This window comes from Aerococcus sp. 1KP-2016, from assembly GCF_002252085.1.
GTDB lineage: Bacteria > Bacillota > Bacilli > Lactobacillales > Aerococcaceae > Aerococcus.
The window spans coordinates 1-12,329 of the sequence record NZ_NEEY01000003.1; the positions used below are offsets into that span (position 1 = coordinate 1).

The window sequence follows — 12,329 nt, forward strand, 5'->3', positions numbered from 1 at the left end:
AAAGGCGTACACAATTCTTTAAAAGAGTTGTGTACGCCTTTTACTTTGAAAAAATTCTTATAAATTTTGATTGAAATATATCATGGGAACAGGTTAAAGGACTGAAAGTGTAGTTCCTTAGCCGTGAAAGAGGATGTAATCGAGACCTTGGTTCGATTCAAATTGAAAGACCTTGGCTTTCAATGGTCCCACGGCTCACAAGGAACGTACACTGTAAGGACGAAAAATTTTTGATTTTAATTTTTTGTCCCAGCCTTTTTTGTCTAAATTGACAATGCTACCAAAGTATTAGACAATGATTGAAATAAGAGGGGAATGAATGTCTCCCACAGTTCTTGTTCAAACAGTACTTTGCTGATGACTTCTACCACTATTTTTTGTGAGTAGAAGTCATTTTTCATCTAAAAATAGCTTCATATCAAATTTGTGTAATAATGAAGTGATGGGTTGAGAAAGTTTAGGAAGAAGGAGGAAACTAATATGCATATCAATATGAAACGTATGGGAGGAATTGCCTATCTAACGGGGATGAGTGTTTTCATTGGGCTAGCGTGGGTGCCGCTGAAACGCTTTTTGGTAAAGTAATAGTGACGCTATCTGCTTTTCGTTTAGCGTATTTCTATTATCTGGTGCCTTTCTTACCAATTGTGGGGATGTTATTTGTATACATCTTATATAAGTATGGTAAAACGAGTAATAAAGGAATTGCACTACTTTTCTTAGTAGATCAGGGCAAAGAGGATAAAATCCCATTGCGTTTAGTACCATTCGCTTTAATTGGGACCTGGATAACCCATCTATTTGGGGGAAGTGCTGGACGTGAAGGTGTTGCTGTTCAATTAGGTGGGACGATTGCCAACTGGTTTGATCGTACATTTAAATTGGCTCAAAATGCGGGAGATATCATTGTGATTGGGGTAGCTGCAGGTTTTGCTGGTTTGTTTGGTACCCCTATAGCCGGCACCTTTTTCGCTATGGAAGTGCTTGAAAAGGGCAAATTGCGTTATGAAGTGATGATTCCTACTTTTATTGCCGCCTTTGTCTCGAGTAGCACGTCTAAATATTTAGGTTTAAAAACCTTCCAAATGCCGCTACATATTACGTTAGAATTGGACTATTTGCTACTATTAAAATTATTTGTTGTTGGTATTATCTTTGGATTCGTGGGCGCTAGCTTTGCAAGAATCTTGGTGAAGAGCAAACACTTCTTAGCGGAGAAAATACCTAATCAAATGATTCGGATAGGTATAGGAGGCGTAGCGTTGGCCCTATTTATCATTTTTCTTCATGAAGGACGCTATGCTGGTACGGGGAGTAATTTGATTTTAGCAAGTTTTGGTAGCGAAACAGTATATGTTTATGACTGGCTATTAAAATTGTTGCTAACGATTCTAACCGTCGGCATTGGCTTTTGGGGTGGCGAGGTCACACCACTATTCTCAATTGGGGCATCACTTGGTGCGGTTATCGGACATTTAGTGGGGTTGCCGATAAGTTTTGCTGCAGCACTTGGTTACACTAGTGTTTTTGGTAGTGCAACAAATACCTTGATCGCACCAATTTTTATTGGTGGCGAAATTTTTGGTTTTGAATACACACCATATTTTGTCATTACGAGCGCTGTGGCTTATGTGTTTAGCCGCCACCACTCAATTTATCCGTTGCAATTAATCGATAATCAAAATTTATAAGACAACATAAAGAGGCTGGGACAAAACTACTTTTGCGAAAAAAGTAGTTTTGTCCCACTTTCGTTTATTTTTATAAAGATATAGAAAAATACACGCCCACTACTGAACAAAAAAGTTCATAGTTTTGGGCGTGTATTTTTTTGAGAGACCTTTTGTCCCAGCCTCGTTTTTTTATTTTTTCTCTAAAAATGCTTCCATACGTTGAATGAAGTCTTTTAATACTGCAATACGAGCGTGACGTTTGTCTACACCGGAAATCAATTTCCATGGTGCTTCTGGGGTAGATGTTTTAAGGACCATATCGTTCATGGCTTGAACATAGTCATCAAATTTGTCACGATTACGCCAATCTTCGTCGGTGATTTTATATTGTTTGTCAGGATCTTTTTCTCGACCCATAAAACGGTCATATTGGGTGTCTTTATCAATAACAATCAAATATTTTAAAAGGAGGTAATTTTGATCAGTTAAGTTATGTTCCATTTGATTAATTTCATCGTAGGCTTCTTGCCAACGATAGGTTGGCGTAAAGTTTTCAATGCGTTCCACTAAGACACGGCCATACCAGGTTCGATCAAAAATGGTCATGCGTCCCAAACTAGGGAAGTCTCGATAGAAACGCCATAAATAATGATGGCTGGCTTCTTCAGCATTGGGTGCAGAAACGGTAGACACGTCGTAACCTCGTGGATCCATCAAACGTGTTAGGCGTTGATAGTTACCACCCTTACCAGCAGCATCGCTACCTTCATAGGCAACGATGACACCTTTATTCATTTTGTATGCTTTATATAGTAGGTCCGCTGCCCGTTGTTGGAGATTTTCTTTTTCCAATTCATAATCGGTCTCAGATATGCTTGCACTGTGGTCGATTTGACTCAAAGGCGCAACTGCCGTATCTAAACCGGCTAGGAAGTCCTCTTGCGCTGGACGGGTTAAATCCGCTTGTAACCATTTCTCAAGACTGTCGATAGAAATTTTTAAGGCTTCCCTAGATTGATCTTTTTGGCCATCCACATATAGGATATGCCATGGTAAATCGTCGGAATTGGTCTTTTCTAGAATAGTAGAAAAATGTTGATGGAAAGCTTTATAGTTTTCTAGTTGATGTTCATCGTCTTTCGTAGATAGGGCATCATAGTCGGTTTTATCGTGGCTATCCTCGATACGTTTCGCCATCTCATCTTTTGTTTGGTGGATGAAGAATTTTACAACTAGGGTATCATCATCGTGGAGTGCTTTCTCTACAAAGGAAATGTCATTTAATAGATGATCTAAGCGTTTCTCTTTGATGTCTAAATTATGGAAAAGTTCATAGTAGAAAGAGCGGTCGAAGAAAACAATCTGACCGCGTTTTGGTGAGCGCATGAAGAAACGGTATAGATAAGGACGTTTCTCATCCTGTAGAACCGCTTCGTTGAACACCGCTACTTCATAGTGTTTAGGATCGAGTTCGCGCGTTAGGTCTTTTAATAGGAAGCCTTTGCCGCTAGATTCCCAACCATCGATAATGACGAGCATACTCTTATCGGTTTCTTGGAGTTGGCGGTGGAGTTCGGCAAATTTTTCGCCGAGCACCGTGCGACTGGTATTTTGTAATTCTGTTGGAATACTTGTACGCTTGGCAGATTTTTTTGGTAACATGTGTCCACATCCTTTTTATGATAAAAATACCTGCAATTGATTAACATACATTATAAATCATAAATACAAATTTACATAATGATTGTGCTATTTTCGCATGAATAGACTAAAATTTAAAAAAGTACTAGAGTTTTATGATAAAATAATTAGGACGTCAAATGAGGAAAGGAATCGTTTAATGAAAGACTTTAAAAAAGCAATCCAACAATTTCATGATACTGATTTTCATACGCACCAAGAGACTTATGAAGCCTTAGCAAGAACACATTCACCACATACTTTGGTAATAACCTGTGGTGATTCACGCATCAATGTAGAGAGTTTGCTACAAGCGGGGCCAGGTGAGGTATTCCAAATCAGAAACATTGCCAATATTGTCCCTGCCTACGATGATCCAGATCCACTGCCATCGATTCAAGCTGGGTTAGATTTTACGGTAACCTCTCTACAAGTTGAAGATATTATTTTATTAGGCCATATTAACTGTGGTGGGTGTAATACCTGCTTAAATCCGCCAGCAAATATTGACGATATGCCACATTTAAAGCATTGGGTAGCACGTTTGAATCCAGTTAAAGAATCAATCGCATATCAATTAGCTGAAATTGATGATCCAGTGGCACAAAGCGACTTAATGGAGAAAACAAATATCATTGCTCAATATGAACATTTATTGACGCATCCAGTTGTGGCTAATCGCGTAGCTGAAGGAAAATTACGTGTACACGGCTGGCATTTCCACACTGATGAAGGCTTTGTTGAAGCCTATGACCCTGAGACAGAGACATTTGTCAGAATTTAATGTAAAATAGCATTACCGGAACGTCCTTTTGACTAAAAGGGCGTTTTATGTTGAGTAGGAAATGAGGAAGATGTCATGAGCAATCAAAAGACGCCCCAACAAATACTAGAATTATTAAAAAAGCCTAAGAGTCTCGCAGGTTTAGTGATTGTGGTGCTAGGTTTGGTCGCAACACAAGATCCCATGCAATTGTTTGAAAGTTTCACCGACCAAGGTCAAACGACAAGTGAAAGTAGTCAACAAGTCGCAAGTAACCAATCAAACGAAGCAAGCACGAGTGGTCAAAGTGTAACCAGTCAGTCAGTTAGTACAGATACGAGTGGTGTGGTCGTTGAAGAGGGGCAAGCCTATACTAGTCCAGAAGAAGTTGCCGCCTATATTGATCAGTATGATAAATTACCTGTTAATTACATTACAAAAGATGAGGCTGAGGAACTGGGATGGGTCTCAAACCAAGGGAATCTTTGGGAAGTAACCGATCAAATGTCTATCGGTGGTGATCATTTTGGCAACTATGAAGAAGTTTTGCCAACAGATGATGAATACCGAGAAGCGGATGTCAATTATGAGGGAGGTTTTCGTGGATCAGAACGCCTGATTTATTCTGATGATGGGGATATATATTATACAGATGATCACTATGAAACCTTTGAACAGTTGTATTAGCAATTTGGGAAAATATGAAAGGAGCTAGCCAATGTATAGGATTACTATTGATGGACAAGATATTTTTGACCGAACAGATCTACATGATTACCTGGCCTATGCCTTGGACTTTCCAGAATATTATGGGCGAAATCTAGACGCGCTACATGATTTATTGATGAGTCACCAAGAAAAGCTTGAAATTCAAATAATTCACTTTGATGAATTGCATGATCATTTGGGCCATTATGCTGACCGCTTTCTAAAATTATTGTTAGACATTGCAGAAAAGAATGCATTTATCACTGTTCTTCGGTAAGATGAAAATATGATTTACAAAACGTTAAGATATCAAAATATGGAATAAGGAGGGAAGATATGGGCGTAATGCTAACAACAGCTTATCAAGTAGATAGTACTAACCAAGAATTAGCTGTTGAGATTATTAATCAGGCACATAGCATGATACAAGGAAAATTTGAACCATCTTTGTTATCAGATTATCAAGCCCTTGATCAACTAGTACATAAACAATCTATGTTATTTCGTGATGCTATGACGGCTGTCCTGTATTATCGGGTATTACAAGAGGCTATTTACCCCATTCAAGTCAACGGAGGATTGGGACTTTCTGAGGATATTGCACAATCATTAACTTTTTCCGATGCAGCTTTAAAACAAGCAAGAGATTTAGGTAAAGGTTACATCCTGTATAATGCCAACTTTATGGAGGATAACCTTTTGAATATGCACCTCATCAACTGGCAGCGAACAGTTCAAGATCAAAATCCTGTGGCACGTGTCGTGGCCTTCTTGTATGAAATCCAAGCGCCGCTATGGATTAAGGGTGCGATGGTGGCGGAAGATTTTCTTGGTGAAGAGTTAATAAGCTTAAATGCATATAAACAAGTCTTATATGCCAAGGAAGAGAAATTGTTATCCATGACGGATATTACTTTTTCAGCGCGCAAACCTACCAAGTGGGTGGATATTTTCCAAGAATTGGACGCCAAAAAATTCTACGTGACAGGCCTATTCAAACGAGGTTACGCGACAGCAATCGCCGATATGACCTACATGACCCGTCAGAATATCGACTATCACTTTAAGTCAGGTCGTTTTGCTTTTGAACGGGATATGATTGCAACTATTGTCTTGCAAATGGATCGTGAGCAGGCGGCACTTAGTGGGTAAATGCTGCTTATTTATTACAAAATATACAAGGCTTAGAACGGGAAATACCGGTTTTAAGCCTTTTTTGATTGTTAATTTCCTGTAAAGGTGAATTTTACGAATACGACACGTTTCTAAGGTGCTTCTTACTTGTGAAGCATGGAAAAATTTCGTAAGATTAGGAAGGAAAAGACGCACAAAATGGAATTGAAAGGATTATGGTGGAAGTATTCATGGAATCAATGGACAAAAATGCCAGTCGCAAGGCAAAATGGCAGGCTTTGAAAGAAAAATTGTATGTAAACTGTGTAAGTATTGATGCACCCTTTATTAATGCCTTTTCAACAGCCCATATTTTATACTTGGCAGCATTCTTTGCCATCCTGATTGCAATGTTTGTCTTTAGTGATTTCATTGAAACCAATCAAGTAGTGATTGGGCGCGTATTATTTGTCATTAGTATTTTACAACAAATGCTTTTATATTCTTGGTATTACTTTGAAACTAAGTTTGATTTGAAACAGGCTTTGCCATTACATATTTGTCGATTATCTACCATTATGGGGCTAATCTATTTAGTAACAGGTGATCAAATGATTATGCAAGTTCTGTTCTACTTTGGATTATATGCATACTTCTCTTTCTTTATGCCAAGTCGTATTAATAAAATTTACCACGTATCTGGTTTGAGCTACTTCTTAAATCATGTGATTACTATTCTAATTCCTTTCTTTGCTTATTTTATGACGGGCGGGACACCAAGTCTTGAAGGGTTAGCTATTTCATTTGTAGCCTTTATCGTGTATTGGTTTGTGGCTTTATATGTAAATCGAGCTACTGGTGGTAATTACTTCTATATGAAACATCGCCCACTAGCTATTTTAGAAAAAGTACCGGCCTTAACCTATGCGATTGGAAACTTTGTTTTTACTTTAATCCTTTTCTTTCTGGGCTATGGCTTGTTTAACTTACTTGCATAGGTAACCTTATATAATGAAAATCACCTGGAACAGGGCTGTATGCTTGGTTCTGGGTATTTTTTTGCCTGTACGGCAAGTATCACGTGACAATGACGGCAACAAACCGCGAATTTCTTGAATACAAATTTTATATCCAATAGAATATAGAGAGACATAAGAAAGGAATGAATAATGGGCATATTAACAACAGTGGGTCGACAGAGACGGCCAAAAATCCAACCAGATATTCGCTACTGGGAACAAGTGGAAGCCATGAAGCACCGTTACACAAAGAAGGAATTTCCAAATGGTGAGTTCATCATTAAGAAATTGCCTAATTCTGATATCGGGGGGCAATTAGATGAACGTCTGCTAGGATCGATTAAAATTCATCGCGACCCAACACCCTTGATTCAATATTTAAACGATATTATCGAGAAACAATATAACCCCTTTCTCTTCCTATACCGTCGGGTAGTAGGAACGGCCTTAAATCGTGATATTTCAAATGGACGGATTACCATTCGTGAATTTGATTTTCCGATTGAAGAAAGAATGATGCATGCACGTGTCTTTTACCCGGATGAAGTATTACGTGCAGGAAAGCCCGCACCTGTCATTGTGTATTTGCATGGTGGCGGTTTTATTGGTACAACTTTTGATACTATCACCAATACTTGTCGGGGGATTGCCTTTAAAACGGGCGCAATAGTGGTTGCTTTTCCATATAGCTTAGCACCAGAGCACCCTTTTCCATATGCCCTTATCGATGGTCTAGCGATGCTAGGTTGGGTTAAAGATAATGCGGATTTACTGGGTGTAGATCCTGAAAAAATGGCGATTATGGGTGATTCATCTGGCGCCAATATTGCGGCAGCCTTAACGATTTATGATATTCAAGTAGGAAACTACTGGATAAAGGAACAGATATTGTTATATCCAATTGTCAATATGGCGATGAAGGAAACTAGGGACTATAAATGGTCCATTGATGAATATGATATTAAAGACCATGATGAATTGATTACCTTTATCGTGAAATCACTTGGTATAGGGGTCCACTACATTAACAAATTGTATGCTCAAAATGTGGACCTTAAAGATCCCTTGGTATCTCCGCTGTTTGCGCCGGATGCTATTATTAAACAGATGCCCCCAACAATTATTGTGACGGCAGAATATGATTTTCTGCGTTTGGAGTCTGAAGCTTACGCGAAACGTTTGATGACCAATGGCGTGCAGACATCATTTTTCCGCTATCGAGGTTTGGACCATGGTTTTGTTGATAAGATAGGTATCTTTCCGCAATCTGAAGACGCATTAAATGAAATAGGGATGCGTGTGAGAAAAAGATTTGATCTACCTAAAATGTAAAATTAATCCCAATTCGCAAGACTTATGATTTAAGGATGACTGTGCCTTTCATATATAATGTAGACATATGATTGAATGAAGGCATGTGTAGAGGAAAGTTTCCTAGAACTTGGGTACATGTTTATCAATTTATAAAAAAGGGAGTGTAGTTATGAGTTATAAAATTTCAAGAACGGCTTCGAGTATTAATCAAGAAGCCAAAGCAATTCAGAAGGGCAATACCCTTCCAATCGTAGGTGCAATGATAGTAGTTAGTGTTATTTCTGGTTTGATTACCTGGTTAGTTAGTTTGCTAACAGGTACTACAGATACTGAGTCAGCATCTGGCATCATGGTAGCAATCTCAGGGGTGATTTCAATCCTTGTAGCAATTTTTATTTCGCAACCATTAGAATTAGGTTTAAATTGGGCTACTTTACGTTTAGTAGACGAAGATAAATTCAGATTAGGAAATATCTTTGAACCATTCCAACGTAAATACATGCGTAATGTTTGGAATCAATTCTTATATAAATTAGTGATTGCATTCTGGCAATTGCTATTGCTAGCGGTAATTGGTGGTATTGGCTTCTTCTTATTTAGCGCAACTACTGATTTGGCAGCCCTATCTACTTTAGTATCAGGTACAACTGTTTCTGTAGATGGTGCTGGTGGTTTATTGGCAGGAAGTTTCCTAACGTACGGTTTTATTGGCTTATTAATCTTTATTGTATTGATTACATTCATTACATTGCGTTTAATAATGAACAACTACTTAATCTATGATAATGATCGTCTAGCTGGCTTAAAACCATTGAAGGTTTCGAAAACTATGATGAAGGGTAATGTTTGGAAAATATTCTTAATCGGTCTTCAAAATGTTATCGTACCAGTTTTAATTGGTCTAGTTGTCTCAGCAGTCGTAGGATTTGCTTTCTATGCATCGAATTCTGGCGTATTAGCGGGTATTTTGGCAGTCATTGCTGCGATTGCAAACATTGTCTTAGCTTTTGTATACATCGTTCGTCAAAACATCGCGACAGCTTTATTCTATCGTTTATTAACGGATGAACATGGCGCAGATTTAGATGCACAATTCCCAGAATTAGATCTAACACCGGATGCACCAGCAAATGAATATCACACTGAAGCTCGTCCAGCTTTCACTGAAGATGCAGCTGCAATTCATCCTGCAGAAACTGTTGCAACAGGCGTAGCTGCTAACCAAGCAGTAAATGCTGAAGATGCACCAGCGGAAACTGAAACGACTGAAGATACTACTAATGGAGATGCAGTCTTCTCTTTAGCCGATGAAGATAAAGCCGGCACAAGTGATCAAGCGCAAGCAGTAAGTGCATCTTCTGCACTTCGTGGTTCATATGTAGTTGGTCAAGGGGTTGCAGATATTGCACAGCCAGCCACTTTAACATATGCAACAGACCAAGCGGTATCAGTAATTAAAGATAGCTTCACTGTAGAGGCAAATGACTATAACCAAGCAGGCGCCCCAGCCCCAGCTGAACGCATTCAATTAGATGCGAAACCAGCTGCAGAAAGCTCAGCTGTACGTAATAGTTTTGTCATCGGTGGTACACAGGAGGCAGAAGTTGACCCCGAAACGGGAGAGCAATATAAGAAACCTTACAGCATTTCAGGTTATAATACGCCTGAACGCACTGATTTTGGTAAGGTGGAAAATGCTAAAGATGTAATTTTAGCGGCTGACCGTGTAGGCAATGAAGAAGCCGGCATGTTAAATCCGGATGACTTTGATGCTGAAGTTAACTATGATCCAGAAATCGATCCAAACAACAAATAATCACTAAATTAAAGGTGGTAAAATGACTAAGCTTCGGTCTTGTCGTTTTACCACCTTTTTTCGTTCTTCTCTATAGGGAGGTGAAGAACATGGAAACTATGGACGTTTGGATGCAACTGATTGGGAATGTTGGCTTTCCAATTTTTGTGGCAGTCTATTTGATGACGCGCACAGAAAAGAAAATTGATGATCTCATCGCAGCAGTCGAAAAATTAGCCCAGTAAGATAGGTCATACCATCAGCCACACAAAAAGCGCTTGGGACATGTAATTATGTCTTAAGCGCTTTTCTGGTGAATGACACCTGTTATTCACTTTCTTTGGTGACGGCATCAATAGTTTGGTCATCAGTCGTTGATGAGGCCGAAGATGCATCAAGCTCATAAGGATTGTCTTTTTGACCATCCCAAGCAACTTTATGAATTTCGATTGCTACTTTTTCTGGGATAGATAGGGCTTGAATATCGGCAATGCTAGCATCACGTACAGCTTTCATGGTCTTGAAGTGGCGTAGGACTTTGGTTCTTGTCTTAGGACCTACACCATCAATGGCATCCATCTTTGAGGTGAAGGATTGCTTACTTCGCGTCTTACGGTGGAAGGTAATGGCAAAACGATGGACCTCATCTTGAATACGTTGGAGGAGATGAAAAGCTTGCGATCGGGGATCTAGAGGTACAATTTCTAGCGGATCACCAAAAATCATATTCGCCGTTCTATGCTTGTCATCCTTGACCATACCAGCTACTGGGATGGCTAAACCAAGTTCATCTTCCAATACTTCGCGGGCTGCATTTACTTCAATCGCCCCACCATCCATCAAAATTAAATCAGGCATTTGCCCATTTTCTTTTAATAGACGACCATAACGGCGACGGATAACTTCCTGGGTGGTCGCAAATTCATTGGCACCTTCAACAGTTTTAATCTTGAACTTACGATATAAGGATTTGTTGGGACGACCATCTTCATACACAACCATAGCTGAAACAGGATTGGTCCCTTGAATATTGGAATGGTCGAAACTTTCGATAATTTTCAAGTAAGGTAAATTCAAAGCTTCGCTCAATTGTTCGATGGCACCAGTCGTTTTCTGTTGTTTTATGGCTAGCAAACGGAATTTGTCTAAATGTGCGATTTTCGCATTGCGTTCAGCCATCTCGAGCACCTTGTGTTTAGATCCACGTTTGGGCGTAGTTGCCTTGACTTCAATCGTTTCGGATAACAACTTATTATCTAAACCTGCTGGCACCAAGATTTCTTTTGGTTTGGTATGGTTGGCTTGTTGATAGAATTGAACGATATAAGATGTCAATTCCTCTAAGGGTTCAGCATACACGGGAAACAGGGCAGAGTCACGTTTGATAATCGAAAATTGGCGTAACATGAAGACCTGAATGGAGATCCAACCTTTGTCGAAATAATAAGCAAAGACATCACGGTCATTGTATTCTTTACTCATAATATTTTGTGGTTCCACCGTTTGCTCAATGTAGTTGATTTGGTCGCGGAATTCTGCCGCACGTTCGAATTGTAAATCCTCGGAAGCGGCCACCATTTTTTCTTTCAGAACATTCTTAATACTTCTCACGTTTCCGTTTAAAAAACTACGAATTTTCACTTTTTGCGCTTCGTATTCTGCCGGAGATACCTCATGGTCACAGCAACCAATACATTGACCTAGGTGGTAATAAAAGCAGGCGCGTTTTTCATTTTTACCACATTTACGTAAGGGATAGGTCTTTTGTAATAAATCAAGTGTTCCCGTTGCGGCATATACATTTGGATAAGGACCAAAATACTCACCACCATCATCTTCAACAATTGACGTGATAATGATTTGTGGGTCACGTTCATTGGTAATCTTGATATAAGGGTACATTGTCCCATGCTTCAACTTAATGTTGTAGTGGGGTTGGTACTTTTGAATCAGATTAATCTCCAGCAACAAACTTTCTTTATCTGTTTGGGTCACAATATAGTCAAAATGATGAATCTCACTTACTAATTGCGCGGTTTTCCCCGTATGTGAAGACTTGAAATAAGACCGCACCCGGTTCTTAAGATTCTTTGCCTTCCCAATATAGATAATGTCATCGTTGGCATTTTTCATGATATAACAACCCGGTTGGTCGGGCAGTAAGGTTAAGGCATTCTCAATTCGTTCACTGGCCATATCTTGGTCTCCTTTCCGTTCATTTACTAGGACAAATGTCCTTCACAATAGGCTATTATACCACGCTA

11 protein-coding genes are annotated in these 12,329 nt (G+C 39.2%); 9 read left to right on the forward strand and 2 right to left on the reverse strand.

The annotated features are described in order from the left end of the window. The first annotated feature begins 551 nt into the window (after positions 1-551). Positions 552-1,691, forward strand: a complete 1,140-nt coding sequence (locus B9P78_RS01095) for a chloride channel protein (protein WP_233487636.1) — start codon at positions 552-554, stop codon at positions 1,689-1,691. 171 nt (positions 1,692-1,862) lie between these two features. Here B9P78_RS01095 and B9P78_RS01100 read toward each other — a convergent pair whose 3' ends face one another. Next, on the reverse strand, positions 1,863-3,335 hold the full coding sequence (locus tag B9P78_RS01100) for a phosphate:AMP phosphotransferase (protein ID WP_094517751.1): 1,473 nt from the start codon (positions 3,333-3,335) through the stop codon (positions 1,863-1,865). A gap of 178 nt (positions 3,336-3,513) precedes the next feature. On the opposite strand from B9P78_RS01100, the gene B9P78_RS01105 reads away from it, so the two are divergent. From B9P78_RS01105 to B9P78_RS01140, 8 genes are all read left to right on the forward strand, one after another. Further along, entirely contained in the window at positions 3,514-4,137 is a 624-nt protein-coding gene (locus B9P78_RS01105; RefSeq protein WP_094517752.1) for a carbonic anhydrase, read from the forward strand. Between the two features lie 75 nt (positions 4,138-4,212). After that, on the forward strand, positions 4,213-4,803 hold the full coding sequence (locus B9P78_RS01110) for a ribonuclease domain-containing protein (RefSeq protein ID WP_094517753.1): 591 nt from the start codon (positions 4,213-4,215) through the stop codon (positions 4,801-4,803). A gap of 31 nt (positions 4,804-4,834) precedes the next feature. Next, positions 4,835-5,101, forward strand: coding sequence for a barstar family protein (locus tag B9P78_RS01115; RefSeq protein ID WP_094517754.1), 267 nt, complete (start codon positions 4,835-4,837; stop codon positions 5,099-5,101). A 59-nt stretch (positions 5,102-5,160) separates the two neighbouring features. After that, entirely contained in the window at positions 5,161-5,976 is an 816-nt protein-coding gene (locus B9P78_RS01120; RefSeq protein ID WP_094517755.1) for a hypothetical protein, read from the forward strand. 212 nt (positions 5,977-6,188) lie between these two features. Next, on the forward strand, positions 6,189-6,935 hold the full coding sequence (locus B9P78_RS01125) for a TIGR02206 family membrane protein (protein WP_094517756.1): 747 nt from the start codon (positions 6,189-6,191) through the stop codon (positions 6,933-6,935). 171 nt (positions 6,936-7,106) lie between these two features. Further along, positions 7,107-8,288 (forward strand): alpha/beta hydrolase, encoded by a 1,182-nt coding sequence (locus B9P78_RS01130; protein ID WP_094517757.1) that lies wholly within the window; start codon positions 7,107-7,109, stop codon positions 8,286-8,288. Positions 8,289-8,439: 151 nt separating this feature from the next. Further along, complete coding sequence (locus B9P78_RS01135; RefSeq protein WP_094517758.1) at positions 8,440-10,086, forward strand: DUF975 family protein; 1,647 nt, start codon at positions 8,440-8,442, stop codon at positions 10,084-10,086. Positions 10,087-10,175: 89 nt separating this feature from the next. Further along, positions 10,176-10,310: a YvrJ family protein gene (locus B9P78_RS01140; RefSeq protein ID WP_199445715.1), complete on the forward strand. Its 135-nt coding sequence runs from the start codon at positions 10,176-10,178 to the stop codon at positions 10,308-10,310. An 82-nt stretch (positions 10,311-10,392) separates the two neighbouring features. Here the strand turns inward: B9P78_RS01140 and uvrC are convergent, their stop codons facing one another. Continuing rightward, complete coding sequence (gene uvrC / locus B9P78_RS01145; RefSeq protein ID WP_094517759.1) at positions 10,393-12,261, reverse strand: excinuclease ABC subunit UvrC; 1,869 nt, start codon at positions 12,259-12,261, stop codon at positions 10,393-10,395. Between the last annotated feature and the right edge of the window lie 68 nt (positions 12,262-12,329).

What these genes read in the sequence shown, in the direction of transcription:
- B9P78_RS01100 (WP_094517751.1), bottom strand. Translation starts at nt 3,335, where the DNA reads ATGTTACCAAAAAAATCTGCCAAGCGTACAAGTATTCCAACAGAATTA.
- B9P78_RS01105 (WP_094517752.1), top strand. Translation starts at nt 3,514, where the DNA reads ATGAAAGACTTTAAAAAAGCAATCCAACAATTTCATGATACTGATTTT.
- B9P78_RS01110 (WP_094517753.1), top strand. Translation starts at nt 4,213, where the DNA reads ATGAGCAATCAAAAGACGCCCCAACAAATACTAGAATTATTAAAAAAG.
- B9P78_RS01115 (WP_094517754.1), top strand. Translation starts at nt 4,835, where the DNA reads ATGTATAGGATTACTATTGATGGACAAGATATTTTTGACCGAACAGAT.
- B9P78_RS01120 (WP_094517755.1), top strand. Translation starts at nt 5,161, where the DNA reads ATGGGCGTAATGCTAACAACAGCTTATCAAGTAGATAGTACTAACCAA.
- B9P78_RS01125 (WP_094517756.1), top strand. Translation starts at nt 6,189, where the DNA reads ATGGAATCAATGGACAAAAATGCCAGTCGCAAGGCAAAATGGCAGGCT.
- B9P78_RS01130 (WP_094517757.1), top strand. Translation starts at nt 7,107, where the DNA reads ATGGGCATATTAACAACAGTGGGTCGACAGAGACGGCCAAAAATCCAA.
- B9P78_RS01135 (WP_094517758.1), top strand. Translation starts at nt 8,440, where the DNA reads ATGAGTTATAAAATTTCAAGAACGGCTTCGAGTATTAATCAAGAAGCC.
- B9P78_RS01140 (WP_199445715.1), top strand. Translation starts at nt 10,176, where the DNA reads ATGGAAACTATGGACGTTTGGATGCAACTGATTGGGAATGTTGGCTTT.
- uvrC (WP_094517759.1), bottom strand. Translation starts at nt 12,261, where the DNA reads ATGGCCAGTGAACGAATTGAGAATGCCTTAACCTTACTGCCCGACCAA.